The sequence below is a fragment of the Candidatus Avedoeria danica genome (assembly GCA_016703025.1).
Lineage (GTDB): Bacteria > Chloroflexota > Anaerolineae > Epilineales > Epilineaceae > Avedoeria > Avedoeria danica.
Genome location: JADJCV010000004.1, coordinates 1,676,419 through 1,701,817, shown reverse-complemented (window position 1 = coordinate 1,701,817; position 25,399 = coordinate 1,676,419). Strand labels below are relative to the sequence as shown.

Here is a 25,399-nt window from a genome sequence, read left to right as displayed (position 1 = left end):
CCTTGCAGGCAGCCGACCGGGGACAGGAAGCACAATCGCCCCCCGCCGGAATCGGCGACTCTAGATCTCGTCCCAGCCCCGGGTCAGGCGGTCCGTGGTACGCACGATAAGCGTGGAAAGCGCTGCCGTGGTGCCAATGCAACCGAAGTTGAAAAGATTTCGGTAGGAAGGCCCTCGGGATCGAAGCCCCGTGCCATAGGCTGATGCCAAGACACGCGATGGGATGGCAGATCCGTTAGGGTCACTGTGGATTGGAGCGAAACTGTCTTGGAACATCCGATGTGGAACGCACCGTGACGGAGGTACACCCGTGATGATCCACCGTCGTTCGCACTGGACCGCCGGTGTGCTGGCCGCACTGGCGGTGGCGGCCGGCGCGTGGTCCTCGGTCGCCCGGGGCGCCCCGGCTGCCGGCGACGAGCTGGACCCTTCGTTCGGCACCGGCGGGCGGGCAACCCTTGCCCTCGTCGGCGGGCTGGCCGCCAATGCCGTGGCGATCGACCCCGCCGGCCGGATCGTCACCGCCGGCGGCTACGCGCCCAACGGCAACCCGTTCGACGGCCTGATTTGGGTGGTGGCCCGGCATCTGGCATCCGGCCAGCCGGACACGGCTTTCTTCGGCAACGGCTACCGGGTCCATGGGACGTATCGGTGCAGCAACGACGACTGCTCGCTGACTGGCCCCGCCCGCGCGGTCCTGCCGCTGCCCGACGGCCGGGTGGTGGTGGGCGGGGACGACGGGAACAGCTACCTGATCGCGCGCTACCTGGAAGGCGGCGCGCTGGACCCGACCTTCGGCGAGGGCGGCTGGGTCGACGGCCCGTTCGAGTCCGACGCCACGACGCTGGTTCGCGGGCTGGCGGCCGGGCCGGGCGACAGCGTGTTCGTCCTGGTGGACCGCCTGGCCCGCACCGGCCGTGCCGCAACGTTCAGCATCCTGCGCCTCACGTCGACCGGCGAACCCGACGGCGGCTTCGGCGACAACGGCTGGCACCACGAGCTGTTCGCGCCGGTGGTGGCGCGGGCGCTGCTCCGGCTGCCCAGCGGCCGACTTCTGGTGGCCGGCTACAACGACTACGGGGACAGCCCCGGCTCGAGCGCGCAGTGCGTCGTGGCCAAGTACTGGGCCAACGGCGCCGCGCGCGACAACTCGTTCGGCCAAAGCGGCCTGGCGCTGTTTCACTTCGACCAAACCGGCCAGTTCGACACCTGTTTGGCCATGGCGTTGCAGGCCGACGGCAAGGTCGTCCTGACCGGCGAGAACAACGAGCACCTGGGGGTGGCCCGGCTGTTGGCGGACGGGACGCTGGACGACACGTTCAACACTGACGGCCGACTGGTGGTGCCGGCCGCCGGCGACCAGGCTAGCCAGGGCGGATTCGGCGTCGCGGCGGACAGGCTGAACCGAACGCTGGTGGCGGGCGCACAGTACAGTGGCGGCGGCACGTCGGCGATCCTCATGCTGCGGCTGCTGCCGAGCGGCGACCTCGATCCCAGCTTCGGTTCCGCCGGCCTGGTGACCACCACCTTCGGCGCCGCGCTGCGCAACGAGGCCTACGGGCTCGCTCTGCAGCCCGACGGCCGCGCGGTGGCCGCCGGCTACGCGCAGCCGCCGGACCTCTCGGCCCGGCTGGCGCTGGTCCGCTACCTCAACGAAGTTGAGGCTGCGTCGCCCACGCCGTCGACGACCGCCACGGCGATGGCGACCGCGACGGTGACGGCAACCGCTAGCCCGACGGCGACCCTCACCGCCAGCCCCAGCCCGACCGTGACACCCAGCCCCACCACCACCCCCAGCCCGACGGCCACGCCGACCGCGACCGCCGCGGGCTACACCGTTCGCGGCCGGGTGCGGCTGGAGCGACGCGGCAGCAACGCCGGGGCGACGGTGTGCGTGTTGGCATCGTGCGCCACCACCGACGCGGCCGGCGCCTACCAGCTCACGTCCACAGTTCGACGCGCCGGCCTGGCGCTGGTCGCGACGCACCCAAGTTATCTGCGGTCCGAACGGCCGTTCGAGGCCCCGGCCGAAGGCGCGACGGTGGACGCGCCGCCGCTGACGCTGCTCTCCGGCGACCTGAACCAGGACGGCAAGGTGGAGGTGGACGATGCGACCATGGTCGGCCAGCGCTTCAACCTGCGCTACGACCCCACCCGGCCCGGGCCACCGTGGCTCGATGCCTGCGACATCACCGACGACGACGTGATCGACATCCGCGACATGGTCGGCGTGCAGTTCAACCTGCTCAAGACGGCGCCCAGCCCGTGGCCATAAGGCCCGCTGGCACGCCCCAATCGCACCTATGCCCCATTCGAACCGAAGGAGCGACCTGATGGATCAACCGATCGGATCACCACGCCGGGCCGCGGTTCACCGCGCCCGGCATCGCCGCCTGCTGGCCTACTCGGCGCTCGGCCTCATGATGCTGGGACTCACGCTCGCGCTGTCCCGCCCGCCGGTCAGCGCCCAGACCGAGACCAAGGTGATGGTCACCATCTACAAAGTCTGGGAGCGGGGCTGCTACGGCGAGGACACGTTTGCGGGCTGCGTCGGCGGCGAGGACGCCGACTTCTATTCGATCACCTACATCGACGGCCAAAAGTTCGAGACCTCGCAGTTCGAGGACGAGACGAGCATCGAGCCCGGCTGGCAGTTCGTCAAGGTCGCCGCCCCGGACAGCTTGGTGCCGGTGAAGATCGAAGTATGGGACTACGACAGCGGCGCACGCGGCGGTGACGACCACGTCGACCTGACCGCGGGTGACGGTCGGTCCCTCGACCTCACGGTCGTCATCGGCAAGGACCCCGGCGCCTGCCGCGTCGGCGGCAACTTCCCGACCGGCAAGGCCACCTGCGGGCAGCGCATCACCGACGGCGGCAACGAGGACGAAGAGGGCGGCGGCATCGAGTTCAGCGTCGATGTCGTCTATCCGACCCGGGTCGGCCGGACATCGGTCAGCTGCACCCACAGTCCGCTGTGGCCCCAGCCCGGCCAGCCGGTGACGATCAACGCCGCGGCCATGGACATCGAGACCGGCTTCCAGCCCACGGCCGTACCGGGCATGGGCCCGGTGTTCGGCGGCCTGGCGACCATCTACAACTTCAGCCAGATCGCGGTCGACAAGCTCCAGATCTGGTTCAACGCCGACTCGGCGAACCCGAACCGGGTGATGGCCGCCGAGTGCCTCCGCCCGGCGACCGGGGGCGGCTGCCAGGCCATCGTGAACCCGACCGGCGCCACGTTCCAATACGGCTGCTGGCTCGAAAACCCCGGCGTCGCCATCGCCAGCAACTACCGCGAGGTGACCGTCGGCATTCCGCCCGGTGCCAACGTCGTGCCGGTGCTCTACCAGCAACCGAAGGAACGCGCCATCGACATCGTGATCTACCCGGACGGCGGCGCCGTAGCCCGCGCGCCGAGCGCCACCGACCGGGGCGTCGGCGCCGCAACGGGCTACGCCAACGGCTGGACGGACGCCCAGTTCCTGACCGACGCCAGCGCCGTCGTCAACGGCGCGCTGCTCGAACCCGTGTTCTTGCAGTACCAGAGCCGCATCAACATCTGGGTCTCGCAGCGCACCGGCGCCCCCGGCTGGCCGGCGACCGGCACGGGCGGCACCACCAACAACGGCATCGGCCTCACCGACGGCAACGGCCGCGAACCGTTCGCGGACGTAGCCGAGATCATCCACCGGCGCCAGATCAGCAACGGCGCGCCGGTGCCATCGCTCTCCAACGCCCGTGACGCGGCCGGCGGCGGGATGTTCACCGTCAACGCCCTCCGCGCCGACGGGCCCAACGTCATGCGCCACGAGTTGGGTCACGCCGTGTTCGGCTTGGCCGACGAGTACTGCTGCGACGGCGGTTACGGCGTCGCGGACCCGTTCCCCAACGTCTACCGCTCGATCGGCGCGTGCATGGCCGACGTCGCCGACCTGAACAAGATCAACGGCGAGCTGAAGTGGCCCACCCAGGGCCCGTGCCGGCCCATTCCGCAGGTGACGATCAACCCGCTCACGGCCACCGCGACGCCCGGCGGGACGCCGACCCCACAGACGTGGGTCTCCGACCCGGCCAGCTTCGTCGACGGGATCAACCAGCGGTTTGACCTCATGAACAACAACGACTACGGCACGACGAGCGACATCCGCCGCTTCCGGTGGACCTTTGACAAGCTGTGCCCCGAAGGCGGCTGCTAGTGAAGCGCAGCGGAATGGAGAGCCCCATGGAAACCCTTACACGCGCCGCGACCCGTCCGGCCGCCATCGCCGCCATCGCCGTCGCCGTGGTCGTCGGCCTCGTCCTGAGCGTCGGCTACGTCGCCGATGCGGCCGGGCAACAGGCCCGCACGGCGAGCAGCCTGCAACAGGCAGGCTCGCCCCCTGCGTCGGCACCCTTGCCGCACTTCACGGCGCAAGAGGACGCCAACAGCCACGTATTCGACTTCGCGCTGCACTTCACGTCACGGACGAAGGTCACCGTCGACCCACCGTCGCTGCTCGAAGGCAAGGCGCACATCCAACGGACGGCGCCGCCGCAGCTGCAGCTGGAGCTGTACGACCGCGCCGGGGTCAAGCTTCGCTCGGTCAACGCCTGGCACCCGCTGCGCGTCGAGAACGTGGTCGTCCCGCGCCCAACGGACCCGGGACCGCGGCTGGCGCTCAACGCACGGGGGCCCAACGCCGCAGCTCCCAACGGACCGTCCGGACTCCAGCAGTTCGACCCGCACTTCTACGATCCGTACCACATCATCGGCGACGCGGGCGACGGGCACCTGTACCTGCCTTTCGACCCGCGCGTCAGCTCGGTGCGCATCGTCGACGTCGAGTTGGGCGGCGTGGAGCTGGCCAAGGTGTCGCTTGAGGGCGCGGCGCGGCGCTACTGCGCGCTGCAGCCGACGAATCGCTTTTGCATGGCCAGCGCCGGCGCGGCAGGCGGCATCGGCGGCGTTTCGCGCTCGACGCTGTACCTCGACCCTTACACGATGACGGTCGGGAGCAGCGCCGTGTTCACGATCGACCTCAAGGCGCGCAAGATGGTCGACCTGTACGGCGGCCAGCTGGCGGTGACCTACGATCCGCGCGTGGTACAGGTGGTGGACCAGGACCCGGGCCGCCCGGGCGCGCAGATCGTCCCGGCTGATTTTCCGAAGCCGGACACGGTCCTGCGCAACGTCGCCAACAACGCCACCGGCCGCTTGGAGTACTTCTTCACGCTCACCGGCGAGAAGGCGGGCGTGAACGGCGCCGGCACCGTCGCGCACGTGGTGATGCGCGGCGCCGGCCCGGGCAAGTCCTTGTTGGCGATCACCGAGACCGTCCTCTCCGACCCGCAGTCCTTGGCCATCCCGACCAAGACCGAGAACGCGCTTATCACCGTGCTCTCCGGGCCGGCGGCGAACGTCGAAGGCCAGGTCGAGCTCGAGCGCAGGCCGACGAGCGCCGGGGCGCGGGTCTGTAGCAGCGGGAACTGCGTGCTCACCGATGCCACCGGGAAGTTCACACTCTCCGGCGTGCCGGTGGGCCGGCCGGTGGACGTGACGCACCCGAGCTACTTGCGGACGCAGCGGCTCATTCCGGCCAGCGCCACCGGCACGTTGAAGTGGCCCAAGGTGAAGCTGCTGGCGGGCGACTTCGACAAGGACGATCGGGTGGACATTGTCGACGCGGTCATGATCGGCCAGCGCTTCAACCTCAAGTACAACATGACGGGTCCCAACCCGCGCTGGCTCACCGCCTGCGACATCACCGACGACAAGACCGTCAACATCCTGGACATGACCGGCGTGCAGTTCAACATGCTCAAAGTGGCGCCTGGCCCGTGGCCGGCACTGCTAGCCCACTCGCTATTGGCCCACGACAGGCTCGCCGCGCCGGCGCGAATTGCGCAAGCCGTGCGCGTCCGCCTCGTGCCGGGCGAGGCGCGCGCCGACGGGTTGGGCGTCGACATCCCCTTGGAGCTGCGCGTCGACGACGTGTCGCGCCTGTACGGCTACCGCGTGCAGTTGCGGTTCGATCCCACGATGCTCCAGGTCAAGGACGTGAGCCCAAGCGATGACGGCGTGCAGGTGTCGGTGGGCGAGTTCCTCGACCCGATCAACAGCTTCGTGCTGCTGAACCGCGCCGACAACACCGCCGGCACCATCGACCTGAGCGTCACCCAGACGGCGCCCGCCACCGGCGCGAACGGCAGCGGCCTGCTCGGCACGATCACGCTGCGCGGCCGCGCCGGCGGCACCAGCCAGGTGACGCTGCCGGAGGTGGTGCTGGTGGACGATACCGAACCGCAGCCGGCCACGATCCCGTCCGAGCAGACGGGCGCAACGGTCACCGTCGATGTCATGGATGCCGCCCCGCTGGACATCTACCTGCCGTGGATGAACCGCCGCTGAGTTGATAGAGTAGTCAGTCGACGTCTGCGCACGCCGCCGCCTGGGGAAGCCCCGGCGGCGGCGTGGTGGGCGGGGCGATGGGTGTGGGGCAGGCTGAGGGTGCGCAAGTAGGGCGTTTCGGCGTGGCGCTACGCTTCGTGCGTGACCCGCACCCCCATCGCCAGCCCCCCCGCCACCTGCAGCGTGAACCCGGTGTCCGCCTCGACCGCGTCCGGGGCGAGCGGCGTCGCCTCCACCCGCGGCAACAGCGTGGCCAGGATCAGCTGGGCTTCGGTGAGCGCGAACTGCTCGCCGATGCACTTCCGCGGGCCGCCGCCGAACGGGGCGTAGGCGAAGGGGTGGCTCGGGCCGGCGCCGTCCAGGAAGCGCTCGGGCCGGAACGCCTCGGGGGCGTCCCAGAAGCGCGGATCGTGGTGGGCCAGGTAGGGCAGGAGCGTGAGCGTGACGTGGGCGGGCACGCGGAAGCCCATCACCTCGTCATCGTCGATCGCCTGGCGGCTCATCGCCCACGCCGGCGGGAAGAGGCGGAGCGTCTCGTCCACAACGGCGCGCAGGAAGGGCAGCGCGGGTAGGTCGTCCATCGTCGGCAGGCGGTCGCCGACGACGCGGCGCAGCTCGTCGCGCGCCCGATCGAGCACCGCCGGGTGGGTCGTGAGGAGATGCCAGGCCCAGGTGAGCGTGTTCGCCGTCGTCTCGTGTCCGGCGCCGAACATGATGCCGAGCTCGTCGCGCAGCTGGACGTCCGTCATCGCCTCGCCGGTTTCGGCGTCGCGCAGCCCGAGGAGCAGGCCGAGGAAGTCGTCGCGTTCCTCGCCGCCGGACCGCCGTTCGTCGATGAGCGCCTGCATCCGCGCCGTGAGCACCCCCTTGGCGTGTGCGAGGTCGCGGTTGCGCCGCGTCGGGACCCACGCGGGCGGGGCGAGGAAGCGCCGGGAGCGGTACTCGAAGAAGTCCGTCGTGGCCAGCATCGCCCGGCCCATCTCGGCGGCATCGCCGCTGAAGTCCACCGAGAAGAGCGACCGGCCGACGACGGCCATCGTCACGCGGCGCATCTCGGCCTGCATGTCGACGTTGGCCGTACCGCCGGCGGCCCGCGCGGCGGTGCGCCAGTCGTCCAGCAGGCGTTCGGCCGCCGAGACCATCGTCGTGCCGAAGGCCTGGATCCGGGTGCGGTGGAAGGCCGGCTGCAGCAGGCGCCGCTCGGCCAGCCAGGACGGGCCGTCCAGCGTGAACAGGTTCATGCCGGTCAGGCGGATGAAGAGGGCGTTGATGAACGGCGCCCGCTGGTAGTTCAGGTGGTTGAGCTGCAGCACGCGCTGGATCCCGTCCGGATGGGCGATCGTCACAACCGGTTGCGTCACGAACCGCACTTCGAACACGTCGCCGAAGCGCGCGTGGCAGCCGCGGTAGTAGTCCAGCGCGTCGCGCCGGAACTCGGGCAGGCAGCCGAGGATCGGGTGGCCGGGCACGCGCGGCGCGCGCGGCAACTTCGGGTTCGTCATCGGACGATCTCCAGCACTTCGTTCAACCCCGCGATCGTGTGGTCCGGCGACTCTCCGGGGCCGAAGGGCGCCGCGGCCGGCAGGTAGGGGGGGCGATAGAGCACGCTCGTCATCCCGACCGCGTTCGCGCCCTTGATGTCGCGCTCCGGCCGGTCGCCGACGAACAGCGCGCGCCCGGGCGCCACGCCGAGCACGTCGAGCGCGGCATGGAAGATCGCGGGGTGCGGCTTGAGGCGACCGACGTCGCCGGAGGTCACACAGACGTCGATCCGCTCGGCCAGGCCGAGGGCGGTGAGCTCCGCCAGCCGCAGCCGCACCGGAACGTGGCTGTTCGTGACGATGCCGATCCGCACCCCGCGTTCCCGCAAGGTATCGAGGACGGACAGCGCATCCGGCAGCGGCACGACGCCCGGGATCGCCTCCCACCCGAACGCGTCGCACAGCGCGTCGACATCGAGCGCGGTCGTCCGCGCGCCGAGGCGGTCGAGCGCGTCGCACAGCGCGCGGCCGAGGCGCGGCGACGGGTGGTCCGGATCCACCCGCGAGGCCCGCCACGCGTCGACGATGGCGGCATGCGACGCCGCGGCCAGCGCGGACGCGTCGATATCGATCGCCAGTGTGGCGAGGTATCGGCGCAACCCTTCCGCCCGGCGCAGGCCGATCTCCTCCCAGCTCCATGCCGGGGATTCCCAACTCAGGAGCGTGTCGTCCAAATCGAACAGCACCGCCTCGAACGTCATTGCCGATTCCTCCGGCCTGCTGGACCCAACCGCCCGTCCGCACTACCCTCGCCCCATGTCGAACCCACCCCTCGCCCTCTCTTTGCGCCGCAACGACGTCACGCACCGCATCGCCCTCGCCGATGGCCCGCTCGTCCTCGGCCGCGATCCGGCGTGCGACGTCGTCCTCGACAACCTGTCCGTCTCGCGCCGCCACGCCCAGATCGGCCGCGACGGCGACCGGTTCGTCCTGCGCGCCCTCAGCCGCACGAGCCCGACCCGCCTGAACGGGCGTGTCGTCGTCCGCGACGCTGCGCTGTCCGCCGGCGATGTCGTCGAGTTGGCGATGGTCCGGCTGGACGTCGTCGCGATGTTGGACGATGAACAGGACGACGGTGACCCCAATGGCATCGCCAGCGACGGCGACGGACGCTCGAATCGCTAGGCGGCCCGGACGGTGCGCGTCCACGCGGCGCGGCTCTCGATCCAGCGCACGCCGAACGACAGAATGAGCGTCAGCACCAGGTAGACGGCGGCCATCAGGCTGTAGACCTGCATCGTGCGCAAGGACTGCGAGACGTGCTGGCTGGCGACATACACGATGTCGGCCACGGACAGGACGCTGATGAGCGAGCTGTCCTTCAGCAGCGCGATGAAGTCGTTGCCCAGCGGCGGCAGCGCCAGCTGGAGCGCCTGCGGCAGGATGACGAACTGCAGGGACTGGCGCCGGTTCATCCCAAGGCTCTGCGCTGCCTCGCTCTGCCCGCGCCCGACCGCCTGCACGCCCGCCCGCACGATCTCGGCGACGTACGCGCCGTAGCCGAACGCCAGCCCGAGGATGCCGCGCCACTCCATCGACAGGCAGCGCGACGGACGGCTGCATGGTTCGACGACCGCCGCCAGCCACGGCACGAGCCCGAACAGCGTCGCGCCGCCGTCCGCCCAGCCGAGGACGATGTCGCGGGCGGCCGTGACGAACCACGGCGCGAAGCCGAACCCGAACCACAACAGGACGACGAGCATCGGGATGCCGCGAATCAACTCGACATAAAGCGTGGCAAGCTCGCGCACCCAGCGGTGGCGCGATACCCGGCCGAGGCCGGCGATGACGCCCAGGACGAGCGCCAGACCGAAGCTGGCCAGCGTGACCGTGACCGTCACGCGCAGGCCGCGCTGCAAGACGCGCAGCGTCGTTTGCGCGTCGGGCGATCCGACGACGAACACGCCGACGGCCACGAGGCCCAGCGCGAGGACGATCAGCCACCACGGCGCCCGGGCGGCCAGTCGCGTCATGGCACGGTGGCACCCGACGTCGCGGTGACGGCGTCGCTGGCCGATGCGCCGTCGCTCGTCACCGCCGCGGCGTCTGCCGCATCCGCGGCATCGTCGGCCGGCTTGCCGACCTCCCACTCGGCCAGCAGCGCGTCGATCGTCCCGTCCGACTGGAGCGTGAGGATCGCGGCGTTGAACGCGGCCAGCAAGTCGTTGCGGTCGGCCGGGACCAGGATCCCGTAGTCCTCGCTGGTGAACGGCTCGCCGGCCAGCTTGAACGCCGCCGGATCGTCGCTGATGTAGCGCTGCGCGGTCGGGGCGTCGCACACGACGGCGTCCACGTCGCCGTTCTTCAGCGCCTGCATCGCCAGCACGTTGTTCGGGAAGCGCCGCATGTTCGCCTCCGGCACACCGCCCTTTTCGGTGGCGGCCGTGTCGCCCGTCGTTGCCTTCTGCACCCCGACCGTGGCGGTCGTCAGGCCGTCGACACCCGTCAACGTCGTGTTGTCCGCGCGGACGACGATCACCTGTCCGACGGAGTAGTACGGCACGGTGAACTTCGCCTTGCCGCTCGCCTCGCGCTCGGGCAGGATCGTGATCGAGCTCATCAGCGCGTCGAACTCGCCGGCGGCCAGCGCGGCGAAGATGCCGTCCCACGCCGTCGCCTTGAACGTCGGCTGGCAGTCCGCGATCACACAGATCGCTTCCATGAGCGCCGGATCGAAGCCGACGATGTTGCCGGATTCGTCCGTCGACTCCATCGGCGGGTAGGTGGCGTCCGTGCCGATCAGCAGCGACGCGCCGCCGAGGCCGGCCACGCTGTCGCCGGTCATCGTGCCGCTGTCGACCCCATCGCTTTCGGCGGGGCCGCTGTCGGCTGCGTCGCCGGGGGCCGGATAGGCCGACGTCGGTTCGGCCATTTGCTCCTGCTGCTGCGCGCGCTGCGCCGGATAGCCTTCGCTGCTGCCGCACGCCGCCAGGCCGAAGCCGGCCGCGACGGAAAGGGTCAAAATGGCTGCACGCCACGGGGTACAAGCTTGCATGGTCGTCGTGCTCCAGTCATCGCGGTCTCGGCCGACCGGGCGGCGGCCGAGCGAACGGCCGCGTTATAGCGCAACGGGTCGATGGGCACAAGGCAGACACGGGGGGTGATATGATCGACCCGGCCGGCCGACCCGACGATCGGCCCGCCACGTCGATCCGATGTTCGTTCCCCCAGGTCGATCCCCCAGGTCGATCCCCATAGTCGATTCCCTGTTCGATCAACCGTGCAGGACGTGCGATGGATGCCCGGACCGATGCCGCCTTCGCCCCGTTCGCCGCGCGCATGGCCGCCGCTGCCGTGCCCGAGATCGCCGTCCGGACGTTCCGGCATGCGTACGATCAGCTGCACGGCGGCGCCACCGGTCACATCGCGGGCCGCGATGCCCTACCGCCCGAGGGGCTGGCCGATCTCGCCGCCCTCGGCCACCATGCCGCAGCCGGGCGGGCCGCCCTGGATCGCACCGTCGTTCTCCGGCTGAACGGTGGGCTCGGCACGAGCATGGGCCTGCGCGGGCCGAAGTCGCTGCTGCCCGTGCGGGACGGCTGGACGTTCCTCGACATCATCGCCCGCCAGGTCCTCGCGCTGCGGGCCGAGACGGGCGCACGGCTGCCGCTGCTCCTCATGAACAGCTTTGCGACGCGCGCGCCGACGCTGGCCGCGCTGGCCGCCTATCCGGACCTCGCCACCGACGTCCCGCTCGACTTCCTGCAGCACCAGGTGCCCAAGGTCTGGGCGCACGATCTCATGCCCGTCGACTGGCCGGCCGATCGCACGCTGGAGTGGTGCCCGCCCGGCCACGGCGACCTCTACCCGGCCCTTGCATCCTCCGGCGTACTGGATGCCCTTCTGGCGGCCGGCTACGCATACGCCTTCGTCAGCAACGCCGACAACCTGGGGGCAACGCTCGATCTCTCGCTCCTCGGCTGGCTGGCCGCCGAGCACGTCCCGTTCGGTGTCGAGGTCACGCGGCGCACCGTGCTGGATCGCAAGGGCGGCCACCTGGCGCAACGCGCGGACGGCGCGCTTATGCTGCGCGAGCTCGCCCAGTGCCCGCCGGACGAGGTCGACGACTTCCAGGACATCGAGCGCTATGCCTGGTTCAACACGAACAACCTCTGGCTCCACCTGCCGACGCTGCGCGCCGAACTCGACGCGCACGGCGGCGTGTTGGCGCTGCCGCTCATCCGCAACCGCAAGCCCGTCGACCCGACCGACCCGTCGTCGCCGCCGGCGATTCAGCTCGAGACGGCGATGGGTGCGGCCGTCGGCGTGTTCAAGGGCGCGCGGGCGGTGCGCGTGCCGCGCGTTCGGTTTGCGCCGGTGAAGAAGAACGACGACCTCCTCCTCGTCCGTTCGGACGCCTACCGACTCGATGACGCGTGGCGCATCGTCCCCGCGCCGCCGTTTGCCGACGGCTCGCGTCCGCTGCCGGCCGTTCGGCTCGACGACGCGCACTGGCGCTCCGTGCAGGACCTCGATGCCGGGTTCCCGGCCGGTCCGCCGAGCATGACCGACTGCCGCACGCTCGCGATCACCGGCCGGTACCGCTTCGGCCGCGGCGTCGTCGCGCAGGGCGACGTGGCGCTGGTGAACGACGGACCGGACGTGATCGCGATCCCGGACGGGGCGCGGTTGAGCAATGGCGAATTCAGTAAGCAATCGTAAGAATTTCGAAAGACGGTATTGACAATCGCAACATTCCGGATACAATGGCCGCGAATCCGACGCCGGCTTGCATCCGAGGATGACCCATGTACCCCCACGTCCAGTCCTGCCCCGCCTGCCGGGGATCGCTCGTCACCACCCGTCTGTGGTGCCCCGAGTGCGACATCACCCTCGAAGGACGCTTCGACGGCGGCGGCGCGTTCGGCGGCTTGACCGCCGAGCAGCTGGCATTCGTGGCGACGTTCGTGCGCTGCGAGGGCAAGTTCACCCGCATGCAGCGCGAACTCGATCTCTCCTACCCGACGCTGCGCACCCGCCTGCACGCCTGCATCCGCGCGATGGGCTTCGAGCCCGGCGAAGACGGCGGCGCCGCGCCGGAGACGGACGCCCGCCGCGCCAAGGTGCTGGCCGACCTGGATGCCGGCGTGCTCAGCGTCGCGCAGGCGATCGAGGCGCTCGAAGGGGACGGCTAGGCACGTCGCTTTCGCCCATTCGAACCATTTGCCCGGGTTTGCCCAGCCCATTCGATCTCCATTTGGACGCCGTGACCGGTCCGGCAACCCACGTGCAACCACACACCACGCTGCTCGTGCAGCGACAGGAGGACAGACGATGAACGCCACCCCCTTCGATCACGCCCCCGACAACGATGATCGCGGCACGCCCGCCGAGGACGTCGGCATGGCCGCCGAGGACGTCGGTATGGCCGCCGAGGCGACCCAGGCGGCCGAGCATGCCGCTGCCGCGGCCGTCGCGGCCGCCGCGGACATTGCCGACCGCGTCGCGGAACGGCTCGAGGGCTTGGCCGAGGAGATCCACGTCCGGATCTCGGGCGTGCTGCACACGCTGCCGGAGCGGCTGGCGGCGGCGGGGCTGCAGCCCGACGAGATCGACCACATCCGGGCCGGCATCGAGCAGGCCGGGGAGCGGGCTGCCGCGCGCATCGAGCACAAGGTGGCCCACGTCGTGGCGCGCGCCCGCGTCCTGGCCCAGCGGGGCGAGCGACGTGTTCGACGCGAACGGGGCGAGGGATGGCGCTGGGGCGGCGCTTCCGCCGTCGATTCGGGCGCGATGGGGGCCATCGGTCCCCGTGGCCCGTTCGGACCGCGCGGCCCGTTCGGCCCACGCGCGCAGCGCGACGCGGGGGGCGGGCAGAGCACCGAGACGCTGACCGTCCTGCGGATGCTCGGCGAGGGCAAGATCACGGCCGACGAAGCCGAACGGTTGCTGGCGGCGATGGGCCGCGTCAACCAGACCGTCTGATCCAATCCGGACCGACTGAACTCGGTCACACGCGCACGGGAGGCCCTCTCATGTCGAATGCAGACGAACGACTGCGGATCCTGAACATGGTCGCCGAGGGCCGCGTCTCGGCCGAGGAGGGCGCCCGATTGCTCGGTGCGCTGAGCGGCGCCATGCCTTCGGCCGCCGGCACGCCCGGCGTGCACGACGGCGAGGGGCGGGCCAAGTGGTTCAAGGTCCGGGTGACGGACGCCGCCACGGGGCGTGATCGGGTGAACGTCACGCTGCCGCTCGGCATCGTGAACTACGGCCTCAAGCTCGGCCGCCGGTTCGCGCCGCACATCGAAGGCGATGCGTTCAGCCACGTCGACCTCGACGACGTCGCGGACGCGATCGCCTCCGGCGCCATCGGCCGGATCGTCGAGGTCTACGACGAAGACGAGGGCCAGCGCGTCGAGATCTTCGTCGAGTGACGCCGTCCCCCGATCCCCGCCGCCTCCCCAAAAAACACCACAAAGGACGCCCCCAATGGAAACCCTAGCCACCCGCCCAACCGCACCGGCCCGCGACCTCGTCGTCACCCGCCCGGCGGCGCCCGTCGTCGTTCGCGACGTCGCGGCGCTGGCCGAGCAGGCGCAGACGCTGCGGACGACGTTCGGGCGGCCGCTCGGAACGCGCGCCCGTCGGCTGCTCTGGTTCTGGTTCCGGGTGTACGTCCGCGAGACGAGGAACGGCCAGAACGAGCGCGTGGACGTCCGGATCCCCATTCCGATCCCGATCATCGGCGCGCTACTGCCCGGCCGGATGAGCGGCGTGCAGGCACTCAAAGCGCTTGCGCTGGCCGACGGCGCGCCGGCCGGGGAGGGCACGGCGGCTCTGGCGACCTACGTCGAGAGCGTCATGGGCTTCGAGTTCGTGCGGGTCGAGGAAGACCACCCGGAGCGCGGCCGCCGATCGCTCGTCGTCGTCGGCTTCGACTGACCTCGCCGCCGCGCCCGGCCGCCGGGCGTCGGGTGCCGGCGTGGTAGGATTGCGCCACGTCAGCGCCCGCGTCCGCGGCCGCCGATCCGGGGAGGTGCGGATGGGGAGCTTCAGCATCGGCTCGGACATCGGACCGCTGCAGGCGGTCATCGTCCACGAGCCGGGCGTCGAGATCGAGAACGTCACGCCGCACACCGCGGCGGACGCGCTGTACGACGACATCCTCTTCCTCGGCCCGGCGCGCGCCGAGCACCGGCAGATGACCGCCGTACTCGCCAAGGTCGCCGATGTGCTCCCCCTTGTCGACCTGCTGGCCGACGTCCTCGAGGACGGTGCCGTGCGGACGGCCCTCCTGGATTCGATCTGCACGCGCCATGGTTGTCCCGACCACGCCGTGGATCTCGCCGCCCTCCCGGCGGCCGCGCTGGCCCGGGCGCTGATCGGCGGCGTGCCCGAGCGCGCGAACACGCTCGCTCGGCACATCGACCCGTCGCGGTTCGCGCTGCCGCCGCAGCCGAACGCGTTCTTCACGCGCGATCCGGCGTTCGGCATCGGCGACCGCGTCTTCGTCGGGTCGTTCGCCCGCCCGGTGCGCGCCGACGAGAGCGATCTCATGCGCGCCGTGCTGACCCACCACCCCCGCCTCGGCGGCCGGACCGTCGACATCGGCTCGCGCGGCGGGCCGGGTGCGTCCATCGAGGGCGGCGATGTCGTCGTCGTGCGCGACGATCTCGTCATCGTCGGCTGGAGCGAGCGGACGAACGTCGCGGGCATCGACGCGCTGCTCACGGCGCTGGCCGAGGACGGGAAGACGCGCGACGTCCTCGTCGTGGCGCTCCCGGCCGGTCGGGCGACATTCCACCTCGACAAGGTCTTCACGCTGCTCGATCACGACACGTGCGTGGCCTACCCGCCGCTGATCACGGGCGACCACGGCTGCCGGGTGACCGTCGCCGAGCTCGCGGGCGGGGTCGTTCGCGGCTTCCGCGACGCGCACGGCCTGCTGCACGCCCTCGCCCGGCGCGGCGTCGAGCTGACCGTTGTGCCGTGCGGCGGTGTGGACCCGGTGAGCCAGGACCGTGAACAGTGGGCGTGTGGGACGAACTTCCTGGCCCTCGCACCCGGCAAGGTGCTCGGCTACGGCCGCAACGAGGCGACGTTTGCCGCGCTGGCGAACCACGGCTTCCGCATCGTCCCCGCCGACGACGTCATCGCGGGCCGCGTCGACATGGGCGCGCCGGGTCGCATCGCGGTGGCGCTCGACGGGGGCGAGTGCCTGCGCGGCGGCGGCGGCGTGCGCTGCATGACGCTGCCGGTGGCCCGCCGGCCGGCCTGGGGCGCTTGACGCCGCGCGGCGCGGCCGTACACTGCCCATCCGATCGCACAGCAACCGATCGCACAGTATCCGATCGCACAGCATCCGATCGCACAGCAACGTTTGCGAAACAAGGAGCCACCACGATGGGCCAGGACGAAGTCGTCGCCAACCAGCAAACGATCATCGCCAACCAGCAGATGATCCTCGCCAACCAGGACCTGATCGTCGCGAATCAGCAGAGCATCCTCGAGAACCAGAAGGTGATCGTCGCGAACCAGGCCACGATCCAGTCGAATCAGGGCAAGCTCGATCAGATCCTCGCGAACCAGGAACGGATCCTCGCGCGGTGACGGACGCGGGCGAGCGGTCGGACATCGACCCGTCGCCGGCCGCGCTGGGCGCCCAGGACAGCGACCCCGGCGCGACCGTCATCCGTCTCGGCCAGTTCCTCAAGCTCGCCGGCTTGGTCAACTCGGGCGGCGAGGCCAAGCTGCGGATCGGTGACGGCGAGGTCACGGTAAACGGGAGCGTCGAGACGCGGCGGCGCCGGCAACTGAAGAACGGCGACGTCGTGGCCGTCGAAGGGACGGAGGCGGTTGTCGATCTGGTCGTCGATCTGACGGAGGACGATACCTGACGGAGGACGATACGGACGACGGGTCCACGCCGTAGTACACGACCACTGGACACGCTCGGGGTTGCCACCAGAGTGGGGAACCCGGAGATTCTGCAGTGGTGGTGTACCAGGGGCGGCCCGCTGTGTTGCCCGCCCGGGTCTGACCCACCCGCTGCCTGTCCGACCCCCTCAGTCCACCGCCTCATACGCCCGCACGCTCCGCCACAACCGCGACAGCGGCGTGACCGGCACGCCGCGCGCCCGATGCGCGGCGCCGATCTCGAAGGCCAGCGACCACTGGCGGCAAAGCGTGCGCCACGCCGTCCAGACGCTGTTGCGGGCATCGTAGATGTCCGTCGCCTCGGCCGTGACGCCGTTCAGCTCGACGATTCGGAAGTTGTCCCCGGCCATGAAGTCCTCGATGGACGGCGTCCGCAGATCGTAACGGCCGATGTGGAACCCCTCGAACGCTTGGCTGACGCGGTCCATGGCCGCCTCGAGCGCCGGCGTCCGCGCCCAGTTGCCGTCGCGGAAGATCGCGCCGCGGGCGTGCGTGCCGACCTCGACGAGCAGCACGGCTTCGCCGGCGGCGGGCACGTCGTGCAGCCGCTCGGCGTTCGCGGCTTGGTAGGCGCGCGCCATGCAGACGGCGCGGGCATCCGCCAGGATGAGCGTTTCGAGCGTTCGCACCCCGTCGCCGACGAGCGTCGGCAGCACCTTCTCGGTGATCGAGAAGATCCGCCCCCGCGTCTCGCCAGGGTGGCGCACGTAGAACACGCCGAACTCGTGGCCGGGCGCGAACGCCTGGGCGATGACCGGCCCGCTGACGCGCGCCAGGTAGTCCGCGGCCGCCTCGCAGCTGCGGACGATCCGCACGCCGGCGCCGCGCTGGCCGATGTCCGGCTTGAGGACGATCGGGTACGTCGTGCCGACGTGGCGAACGAAGGCGTCAAGGGCCGCGAGCCGGGCCGCCGGATCGGCGTCGGGGGCGATCAGGCGGTGCGGGGCGACGGCGTCGCCGGCCGCGGCGAGCCCGGACAGGATCGCGTGCTTGGACTCGCCGATGAACCCGCCGTCCGGAATGCCGGGGTTGGCCGCCGTGAACACCGTGAAGCCGCGGTGCTTGACGCCGAGCCACAGGATCCAGGCGACGACCGGCGGGTAGAAAGCCCACATCGGCCAGAACTCCCAGTGCGTGCAGCGCCGCCACCGGCCGACGAGTCGCCGGCGCGCCCGCCACGCCCGGCTCGACGGGGCGGTCATCGGGCGCCACCGCAGCGCGGGAGCGTCAGCGCCCGCCCGAGGACGGCGGTGCAGGCCGGCCCGGGCCCATAGCGCATCCACACCTGTTCGCGCTCGACGCCGAGCATCGTCAGGCTGACGGTGTGGGCCTCCGGGCGGTGCATGCACACCGAGAAGCCGCCGCGCTCCGGCACGTGCGAGCGCTGAAACGCCTCGAGGCGTGCCAGGCGCGCCGGACCGTCGAGTCGATCGCCGACGTCCGGCCGCGCCGCCGCCGGGTCAGGCCCGACGAGAACGTCGTACGTCGCGGCCCGGACGGCCAGCACTTCGGCCGTGGCGAATCCCGACGAGCTGATCGGCGGGCGGACGACCGGCGCCCGTGCGATCGCGAGGCTTCGGCCGTCCCACGTGGCGCGCACCCTGCCGCCGCCGGTGTCGAGCGTCAGCACTTCGAACGGGCGGAAGGCGGCGGCAGTCCCCGCGTCGGCGAGACGATGGACGACGTCGTCGACGGTGGCGCACGCCATCAGCCGGCGCACGAGCTGCCCGCGGGATGGCCAGAGGGCTTCGGGCGCACGTGTGTCGGCCCACCGTGGGGCGTCGGCCGATACACGTGCGGCGTCGGCCGTCCGTGCGGCGTCGGCGACGTAGTGGTTCAACAGCCCGACCGTCACGCCATGCGCGTTCACGCCGAGCCACGTGCCGCCGGCGTCGCGGTCCGTTGGGGCCAGGTAGGGCACGCCGTCGCACGCCGCGACGGTCGGCGGGGCGGCGGCCCCGCGACTGCGGCGCTCGTCACGGTTGAACAGCAGCGCGTATCCGCCGTCGGGGTCGTCGAGCCAAGTGATCGTGCACATCGGGACGGTCGCGGGTGCGGACGGCGGCCTCAGGCGCCCGCGACCGTCCGCTCGGCCTCGCGCGCGGCTGCGGTGTGCCCGTCGGCCAGCCCGTCCGGCCAGCCCGCCGGCCAGCCCGCCGCGGTGCCGAAGCGTCGACGGCGCGACGCCGAAGCCGGCCGGCACCGGGATGGCCTGGTGGCGCAGGATGTGGGCGATGAGCGCGTAGTGGTGGACGGTGTGGCTGACGAGGAACAGGAGCTCGCGCCGCACCGTCGACGGGCAGCGAGGATCGATTCCGTCGGCGCCATCCACCGGGCCGCAGTCGATGACGATGTCGACCGACCGGTCCACGTCCTCGGGCGCAACGGCCGCCAGGGCGTTGGCGATGTCCAGCAACGCGCGGCGGGCGAAGAGACGGTTGGTCTCGAGCCGCTGGTCGCGGTCGCGGGCATCGTAATCGATCAGGCCGGCGCGGTGTCCGTCAAGGAAGCGGGCGTAGTGGTCGATGCAGTGCCGCAAGTGGGCGCCGACGCCGCTGGTGTACACGGGCGGCGACGTCCGCGTGAAGGCGTGGTCGTCGATCGTCTCCAAGAGGTCGATCGCTTGTCGGACGAAGGCGATGTTGGCCGCGGCGAGCGCGACGTCGGTGCTCATGAACCCTCTCCTGTGATGACGGGCACGAACATCGCCGTCACCCGTTCGTGGAGCGCGGCGGCCAATGCCTTGCGGTCCGCGTGCTCCACTCGGTCGGGGCCGAAGGCCAGCGGCGCGTCGATGGCGGCGATGTGGAGCATCGCCCAGAAATGGGGCGCGAACTCGGCATCGCCCCACCAGCAGACGCTGTTGTGGGCCGGCGGCTCGCCGGGCGGCGTGGCGTACGAGAGCGCGCCGTAGGCCACCGGCAGCTTGAGCGCGGCGGCGGGCTCGAGGACGGGCGATCGGAACGGGCCGACCTTGCGGCCGTCCGTCGAGGTCCCCTCGGGGAACAGGACGACGCCGTCGCCGCGTTCGAGGACGCCGTGGATCGTGGCGTTCACGGACTGGAGGTCGCCGAAGTCACGGCGGTTGATGAAGACCGTTCCGAGCCGTTCCGCCGCCCACCCGATGACCGGCCACGTCGCGATGTCGTGGCGGGCGAGGAACACGGCTTCGAGGCTCGCGCCAAGGACGAGGATGTCGATATAGCTGAGGTGGTTCGTCACGAGCATGAACGGCGCGGTCGGCAGTTCGCCGCGCACCTGGATGCAGATGCCGAGGATGCGGACGACGACACCGCACCAGCGGCGGAACATGCGCTGCCGGAAGCGCCGGGCGGCCGGCGTCGTGCGGCCGAGGACGGTCTGGCCGGCGACGAGCCCGCCGTACCCGACGGCGGTCACGGTGACGAGCGCCGTCGCACGCACGACGGCCCGCGCCCTTCGCCGCGCGGCGAGTGCGGCTGCCGCGATCCGACGGTCGGACGAGGCCGGCGACGTCGGTGGCCGCAGCCGCTTGGCCATCGCCATCCGTCAGGTCCCGAACAACTTGCGTCGGACGCGCTCGTCCATCTCCCGCACGTTCAATATCGTCAAGAAGTCGATCGTCTTGAACTCGCGGTCGATCGCCGGCGGGCCGAGGATCTTGCAGCCGTGGTGGAGGTAGATGCGCATGAGCTGGGGGATGTTCACCTCGGGCAACGTTGAGATGGAGTGATCGGGATCGACGACGCACTGATGTGCCGGTTGGGGGCTGCAGCGCCATGTCGGATGCATGAAGCCCTCCGCTTCCAGCCAGTCGAGGGCCGCCAGTCCCTCTTCCGGATCCTGCGTCGTCAGGGACGTGCAGCCGAACATGAAGTCGCAGCCATTGTAGTCCAGGTAAGTGGCCAGCCCCTTCCAGAGCAGGTAGAGCACCCGGCCGTTGCGGTGGTGTGCGGCAATGCACGCCCGACCGGTCTCGGCAGCGCGCTCGAGGACGTCGCCCGGAAGCGTGGCCACGTCGAACAGCGTTGCGGAGTACCAGCCAAGACCGCTGTCCGCCATCGGCTTCGTGTGGGCGCGGTACGTGCCGACGAGCTGGCCGCCCTCGACGTCCGTGACCATCAGGTGGTGGCACCATGCGTCGAACGGATCGCGGTCGCGGCCGGTGGCGAACGACTCGGCCAAGCCCTCGCCGAGTTCCAGGTTGAAGATCTTGAACCGCAGCTGGAGAACGGCGTCGAGGTCGGCCTCGTCTTGCGCCCAGCGGACCGAATACGGACCCGCGCGGAGCGCTTCCCGCGGGATCCGCTCGGGTTGGAACGGGTAGGCGGGCTCGATCGGCACAGAGGACAGGCTCGGCAGGGTCGTCGGGATCGACACGTCAGTGAGCGTCCTGGGCTGGCTTGGGCGAGGGCCGCTGGGGGACGCGGCGGAGGATATTGTGCCCTATCGCGGGCACGCGGTGGGCACTTCGGAGCCCGGAACCCTATAATGCCCCGTCGCCGGGCAGATCCGCCACCCGCACCGCAAGGGACGGCGGCGATCCTGCCCCAACGGTCAACGGTACGATGGACGACAACGCTTGCAACTGCCTGAACTGAACTGGAACGCCGCCGCCCGCCTGGCCTTCGACGCGATGAGCGACAAGCAGGCCGAGGACCTCATCATCCTCGATCTGCGCCCCGTCACACCCATCGCCGACTACTTCGTCATCGGCACCGCCGGCTCGACGCGTCAGATGCGCGCCGTGGCGGAGGCCGTCGTCGACGCGCTACGAGAGACGATGGGGCTCAAGCCGGCGACCGTGGAGGGCGCGCCCGAGTCGGGCTGGATGCTCGTCGACTACGGCGGGCTGATCGTCCACGTCTTCGATCCGGAGCGCCGCGCCTTCTACACCCTCGAGTCGCTGTGGGCCGATGCGCTGCTCGTTGCGCGGATGGCATAGCGGAGGCATCAGGGGCGATCGATCAGCGCGCCTGCGGTGATGCGGGCGCCGTTCCGGCCCGGTGCTCGGCCAGCTCGAGCGTCGCGACGAGGACGCAGGCCGTCGTGACCGGTCCGACGCCGCCGGGCACCGGCGTGAGCCAACCGGCGACGTTGGCCACGGCCGCCGTGTCCACATCGCCGACCATGCGCCCGCCGTCGCCATCGTCCACCCAATTCGTGCCGACGTCGACCACGACTGCGCCGGGCTTCACGGCGTCCGGACCGATGAGCGCCGGCCGCCCGACCGCCACGACGAGAACGTCGGCCGTTCGGGCGACGGCGGCCACGTCCCGCGACCGGGAGTGGCAGATCGACACCGTCGCGTCCGCCTGCAACAGCAGCAGCGCCACCGGCAGCCCGACGGTCTTCGAACGACCGACGACCACGGCCTGGGCGCCGGCAAGCGCGATGCCCGCATCTGCGAGGAGCGCCATCACGGCGCGCGGGGTCGCCGGCTGCGGTCCGGGCATGCCGCAGATCAGCCGGCCGAGGTTGGCCGGCGTCACGGCGTCGACGTCGCGCAGCGGGTCGATCGCCGCCTGCACGGCCGCCGTGTCGCAGCCGCGCGGCAGCGGCATCTCGACGAGAATGCCGTCGACCGCCGCATCGGCGTTCAGCGCTTGCACGGCGGCGACGACGTCCGCCGTCGTGGCGTCGGCCGCCAGCCGCTCGGCGCGATAGGCGATGCCGGCCTTGGCCGCCGCGACGCCCTTCGATCGCTGGTAAGCGGCGCTGGCCGCGTCGTCGCCGACGAGGAGCGAGACGAGCGCGGGGGGCCGGCCGACCGAGGCGGCGAAGCGCGTCGACCGCTCGGCCGCGTCGGCGCGCAAACGCTCGGACAACGCCTTGCCCATGAGCCATGAAGCCGCCATGTGGGACGTACCCTTCCTGTGTGGGTTGCGTTATCCTGTGCATGCAGGACAACGGGTTGTGATCGGGTGGAGGTCGGGATGCGCGTGAGCATCGATTGGGCCGTTTGTTGTGGTGCCGGCATGTGCGCCGACACGGCGCCGCGCGCCTTCCAGGTCATCGACGCGGGCGACGGTCGCCGGCGTGCGGTTGTGAGCGGCCCGGCCGCGGATGACGTGCTGTGCGAGGCGGCATACGCCTGCCCGACACTGGCCATCCGCCTGATCGACGACGATGGCCGCGCCGTCTACCCGCCGGCGCCGCCGGCGACCGGCGGCCGATGATAGACCGGCGGCCGATGATAGCTGTCGCGGACGTCGCTCCGCAAGGACGTGGAACGCTTCGGGCGGCGGCGGGGTCTCATCGACTGCGCGGCCGTCGCGGCCGCGTCGACTGCCCGGGCGTAACCATCGCGTGTCGTTACGCGCATGCCTGCGCCCGACCTATGACGGGTGCGGGTGTGATGCGATGAGCGAAGCGGGTCCCAGCGGCTTCTGGAAGGGCTACCGAGCCGGCACCGGCGTGGTGGAGCCCGTCAGCGACGGGTCGCTCGTGCGGAGTGTGCTCGAAGGCGACGAGGTCGCGCTCGGGACGCTGTACGGGAACTACGTCGATGCGATCTATCGGTTCATTCTCGCACAAGTCCGCGATCGGGAGGATGCCGAGGATCTGACGGCCGATACGTTCGCCCGAATGATCCAGGGACTGGCCGGCTTCCGGCACGAGGCCAGCTTCAAGAACTGGCTCTATCAGATCGCGCGCAATGCTGTCCGCAACCACCGGCGGGCAGCGGGCTATCGACGGACGGTGGCGCTCACGCCGCAGCTGCACGCAGCGGATCACAGTGACGCACCGACCGACGGGGTCGAGGAGGATGCGGTGGTCGTCGGGCTGCTGCAACCGTTGCCGCCGCGCTATCGTCAGGTGCTCGAGCTCCGGTTCCTGGCCGGGCTGAGCATCGAGGAGACGGCGAAACGAATGGAGATCACCGTCGCCAATGCCAAGGTGCTGCAGCATCGTGCGCTCAAGCGCGCGGCCGGCCTGAAGGAGGCCTCAGAGGTTCATGCACGACGACGGGCTTGATGCCGAGCGGGATGCGCTGAACGCGGCCGTGGATGCCGTGTTGGCTGGCGCGTCGCCCGACGACGTCGCCGAGCGGCTGCCGCCCGAGCTCCGCCCGCTTCTCGTCGCCGGCAGTCGGCTCGCGCAGCATCGCCCATCCGGCGACGCGCTTCGGCCCGGGTTCGTCGTCGGGCTCGGCGAGCAACTGCGCATGGACTTGCGCCTCTCGTTGTCGGAGGCCGGTCCGGCGCCGGCGGATGCCGAGCGCCCCGCGCGCGGTGACGCGCCGGAAGAGCGGCGCGCGCCGGCGTTCCGGCCGAAGGACTGGTGGCCGATCGCGCTGGCCGGCGTCTTTTTCGGCTTCTTCGCCGGCATCGTCGTCCGTTCCGGCGGCGCGCAGCCGGGCGAGGCGCTCTACCCCGTCCGGCGCGGTTGGGAGCACGTCGCGCTGCCGGCCGAACCCGGCACGATCGGCCGCGTCGAGTCGCGCCTCGACCGGGCGTGGCGTCGGCTGAGCGAGCTGCGACAGGCGATCGAGGAAGGCAGGACGTCGGACGATTCGGTGCTCGCGCTCGTCGAAGGTCTCGTCACGGCCTACGACGACGTTCTGGCGATCGCCGGCTCAGTCGAGAACGACGGCCGCGCGCTGCGGCGTGCGCGTGCGGACGCCGACGCTGCGGCGAACGAGCTCGAGCGGCTGGCCGTCGGCCGGGCATCGCCGGTGGGCGCGGCCCTCGTGCATGCCGGCCAACGACTGCGCCTCGGCGTCGCCGCTGCGCAAATCGTGAACCGGGCGGATACGCCCGAAGCCGAACCGCCGCGCCTGCTGCCCGGCGGTGAACGTGCCGTGCCCATCGTGCCGTCGCCGACCGAGGGCGCCGGCCAGGCCCCGCCCTCGCCGGCCCCGTCCGCACCGTCGGAGCGGCCGACGACCGAACCGACGCGGACGCCCGTGCCCGAGCCGACACCGACGCTCGTCACGCCGTTGCCGCCGTCGGCCACCGCCACCGCCGTTCCGACCCGGACCCTGCCGCCCGACGAGCCTCCGCCGTTCGCGACGACCCCGCCACCGGCGCTCACCTTGACCGTCACCGGCCCGCTCGCGACGGCTACGCCCGTCCGGCGGACGCCGACGCCGCCGCTCGTCCCGATCGAGCCGACATCGACCACGAGGCTGCCGGACCCGCCCACCGGCACGCCGCCGCCGCCGACGGCCACCGCCACGCGCCCGCCTGTTCCGACGCCGACGCCCCTGCCCACGCCGACGCGCGACGTCATCGACCCGCCGCCGCCGACGGTCTCGTCGCACACCGCCACCCCTGTCGGCGAACCGCCAACGCCGAAGCCCCCGCCGACCGATGCGTTGAACCCGACCGCGACACCGCCGCCGCAGCCGTCGGCGACGGTGGTCGACCCGGGCGCAGCGAGGGGCGGCCGCAGCCGAGGTGGCGCTTCCCGGGGCGACACGGCGCCGGGTCCGGGCCGCCGGTCCGGTCCGTAGCGTTTTGCCTCGGACCGGCGAGCCTTCTAGAATCGCCGCGCGCGCCCTTCCAAATCCCACGCCGCCCGCGCAGCGTCGACCGCGGAAAGGCCGTCCGTGTCCCGTGACCCCGTCCAGAACACGGTCGAAGTCGTGACAACACCTAACCCG

The 25,399-nt window shown here is 71.2% G+C and carries 25 protein-coding genes; 16 read left to right on the top strand and 9 right to left on the bottom strand.

Going from position 1 to position 25,399, the window contains the following annotated elements; all coding sequences use genetic code 11:
* The first annotated feature begins 313 nt into the window (after positions 1 to 313).
* From IPG72_10225 to IPG72_10215, 3 genes are read left to right on the top strand one after another with little or no spacing between them, the layout of a single operon-like run.
* Entirely contained in the window at positions 314 to 2,275 is a 1,962-nt protein-coding gene (locus IPG72_10225) for a hypothetical protein (protein MBK6769361.1), read from the top strand.
* A gap of 58 nt (positions 2,276 to 2,333) precedes the next feature.
* Complete coding sequence (locus IPG72_10220) at positions 2,334 to 4,199, top strand: hypothetical protein (GenBank protein MBK6769360.1); 1,866 nt, start codon at positions 2,334 to 2,336, stop codon at positions 4,197 to 4,199.
* A 26-nt stretch (positions 4,200 to 4,225) separates the two neighbouring features.
* A complete protein-coding gene (locus tag IPG72_10215; protein MBK6769359.1) occupies positions 4,226 to 6,391 on the top strand; it encodes a hypothetical protein in 2,166 nt (721 codons plus the stop codon).
* 128 nt (positions 6,392 to 6,519) lie between these two features.
* Here the strand turns inward: IPG72_10215 and IPG72_10210 are convergent, their stop codons facing one another.
* Positions 6,520 to 7,893, bottom strand: a complete 1,374-nt coding sequence (locus IPG72_10210; protein ID MBK6769358.1) for a cytochrome P450 — start codon at positions 7,891 to 7,893, stop codon at positions 6,520 to 6,522.
* On the bottom strand, positions 7,890 to 8,633 hold the full coding sequence (locus IPG72_10205) for an HAD family hydrolase (protein ID MBK6769357.1): 744 nt from the start codon (positions 8,631 to 8,633) through the stop codon (positions 7,890 to 7,892). Before IPG72_10205 ends, IPG72_10210 begins: the two co-directional genes overlap by 4 nt.
* Before the next feature lie 55 nt (positions 8,634 to 8,688).
* On the opposite strand from IPG72_10205, the gene IPG72_10200 reads away from it, so the two are divergent.
* A complete protein-coding gene (locus IPG72_10200; GenBank protein ID MBK6769356.1) occupies positions 8,689 to 9,057 on the top strand; it encodes an FHA domain-containing protein in 369 nt (122 codons plus the stop codon).
* Here IPG72_10200 and IPG72_10195 read toward each other — a convergent pair.
* Entirely contained in the window at positions 9,054 to 9,905 is an 852-nt protein-coding gene (locus IPG72_10195; GenBank protein MBK6769355.1) for an amino acid ABC transporter permease, read from the bottom strand. The genes IPG72_10200 and IPG72_10195 overlap by 4 nt on opposite strands.
* Positions 9,902 to 10,894, bottom strand: a complete 993-nt coding sequence (locus tag IPG72_10190) for a basic amino acid ABC transporter substrate-binding protein (GenBank protein MBK6769354.1) — start codon at positions 10,892 to 10,894, stop codon at positions 9,902 to 9,904. Before IPG72_10190 ends, IPG72_10195 begins: the two co-directional genes overlap by 4 nt.
* Before the next feature lie 317 nt (positions 10,895 to 11,211).
* On the opposite strand from IPG72_10190, the gene IPG72_10185 reads away from it, so the two are divergent.
* From IPG72_10185 to IPG72_10150, 8 genes are all read left to right on the top strand, one after another.
* The gene (locus IPG72_10185; GenBank protein ID MBK6769353.1) at positions 11,212 to 12,594 is read left to right on the top strand and encodes a UTP--glucose-1-phosphate uridylyltransferase; all 1,383 of its coding nucleotides are present in this window, start codon (positions 11,212 to 11,214) and stop codon (positions 12,592 to 12,594) included.
* A gap of 86 nt (positions 12,595 to 12,680) precedes the next feature.
* On the top strand, positions 12,681 to 13,067 hold the full coding sequence (locus IPG72_10180; protein ID MBK6769352.1) for a DUF2089 domain-containing protein: 387 nt from the start codon (positions 12,681 to 12,683) through the stop codon (positions 13,065 to 13,067).
* Between the two features lie 139 nt (positions 13,068 to 13,206).
* The gene (locus IPG72_10175; protein MBK6769351.1) at positions 13,207 to 13,857 is read left to right on the top strand and encodes a hypothetical protein; all 651 of its coding nucleotides are present in this window, start codon (positions 13,207 to 13,209) and stop codon (positions 13,855 to 13,857) included.
* Positions 13,858 to 13,907: 50 nt separating this feature from the next.
* Positions 13,908 to 14,309 (top strand): hypothetical protein, encoded by a 402-nt coding sequence (locus IPG72_10170; GenBank protein ID MBK6769350.1) that lies wholly within the window; start codon positions 13,908 to 13,910, stop codon positions 14,307 to 14,309.
* A 55-nt stretch (positions 14,310 to 14,364) separates the two neighbouring features.
* The gene (locus IPG72_10165; protein ID MBK6769349.1) at positions 14,365 to 14,817 is read left to right on the top strand and encodes a hypothetical protein; all 453 of its coding nucleotides are present in this window, start codon (positions 14,365 to 14,367) and stop codon (positions 14,815 to 14,817) included.
* 100 nt (positions 14,818 to 14,917) lie between these two features.
* Positions 14,918 to 16,162 carry an arginine deiminase gene (locus tag IPG72_10160; GenBank protein ID MBK6769348.1) on the top strand — a complete coding sequence of 415 codons (1,245 nt, stop codon included), beginning with the start codon at positions 14,918 to 14,920 and terminating at the stop codon, positions 16,160 to 16,162.
* Between the two features lie 116 nt (positions 16,163 to 16,278).
* Complete coding sequence (locus tag IPG72_10155) at positions 16,279 to 16,485, top strand: hypothetical protein (GenBank protein ID MBK6769347.1); 207 nt, start codon at positions 16,279 to 16,281, stop codon at positions 16,483 to 16,485.
* 44 nt (positions 16,486 to 16,529) lie between these two features.
* Entirely contained in the window at positions 16,530 to 16,772 is a 243-nt protein-coding gene (locus IPG72_10150) for an RNA-binding S4 domain-containing protein (GenBank protein MBK6769346.1), read from the top strand.
* A gap of 168 nt (positions 16,773 to 16,940) precedes the next feature.
* Here the strand turns inward: IPG72_10150 and IPG72_10145 are convergent, their stop codons facing one another.
* From IPG72_10145 to IPG72_10130, 4 genes are read right to left on the bottom strand one after another with little or no spacing between them, the layout of a single operon-like run.
* Complete coding sequence (locus IPG72_10145) at positions 16,941 to 18,014, bottom strand: hypothetical protein (GenBank protein ID MBK6769345.1); 1,074 nt, start codon at positions 18,012 to 18,014, stop codon at positions 16,941 to 16,943.
* Positions 18,011 to 19,486, bottom strand: a complete 1,476-nt coding sequence (locus tag IPG72_10140) for an NRDE family protein (protein ID MBK6769344.1) — start codon at positions 19,484 to 19,486, stop codon at positions 18,011 to 18,013. Before IPG72_10140 ends, IPG72_10145 begins: the two co-directional genes overlap by 4 nt.
* On the bottom strand, positions 19,483 to 20,337 hold the full coding sequence (locus IPG72_10135; protein ID MBK6769343.1) for a 1-acyl-sn-glycerol-3-phosphate acyltransferase: 855 nt from the start codon (positions 20,335 to 20,337) through the stop codon (positions 19,483 to 19,485). The genes IPG72_10140 and IPG72_10135 overlap by 4 nt, the downstream gene beginning before the upstream one ends.
* Before the next feature lie 3 nt (positions 20,338 to 20,340).
* Positions 20,341 to 21,171 (bottom strand): GNAT family N-acetyltransferase, encoded by an 831-nt coding sequence (locus IPG72_10130; GenBank protein ID MBK6769342.1) that lies wholly within the window; start codon positions 21,169 to 21,171, stop codon positions 20,341 to 20,343.
* Between the two features lie 256 nt (positions 21,172 to 21,427).
* Between IPG72_10130 and rsfS the strand changes: the two genes are divergently transcribed.
* Positions 21,428 to 21,736, top strand: a complete 309-nt coding sequence (gene rsfS / locus IPG72_10125; GenBank protein ID MBK6769341.1) for a ribosome silencing factor — start codon at positions 21,428 to 21,430, stop codon at positions 21,734 to 21,736.
* 22 nt (positions 21,737 to 21,758) lie between these two features.
* Here rsfS and IPG72_10120 read toward each other — a convergent pair whose 3' ends face one another.
* Positions 21,759 to 22,649 carry a bifunctional 5,10-methylenetetrahydrofolate dehydrogenase/5,10-methenyltetrahydrofolate cyclohydrolase gene (locus IPG72_10120; GenBank protein MBK6769340.1) on the bottom strand — a complete coding sequence of 297 codons (891 nt, stop codon included), beginning with the start codon at positions 22,647 to 22,649 and terminating at the stop codon, positions 21,759 to 21,761.
* Positions 22,650 to 22,727: 78 nt separating this feature from the next.
* Here IPG72_10120 and IPG72_10115 point away from each other — a divergent pair, with 78 nt between their 5' ends.
* From IPG72_10115 to IPG72_10105, 3 genes are all read left to right on the top strand, one after another.
* Complete coding sequence (locus IPG72_10115) at positions 22,728 to 22,970, top strand: ferredoxin (GenBank protein ID MBK6769339.1); 243 nt, start codon at positions 22,728 to 22,730, stop codon at positions 22,968 to 22,970.
* Between the two features lie 184 nt (positions 22,971 to 23,154).
* Positions 23,155 to 23,769, top strand: coding sequence for a sigma-70 family RNA polymerase sigma factor (locus IPG72_10110; GenBank protein ID MBK6769338.1), 615 nt, complete (start codon positions 23,155 to 23,157; stop codon positions 23,767 to 23,769).
* Entirely contained in the window at positions 23,750 to 25,249 is a 1,500-nt protein-coding gene (locus IPG72_10105; GenBank protein ID MBK6769337.1) for a hypothetical protein, read from the top strand. Before IPG72_10110 ends, IPG72_10105 begins: the two co-directional genes overlap by 20 nt.
* Positions 25,250 to 25,399 lie beyond the last annotated feature (150 nt).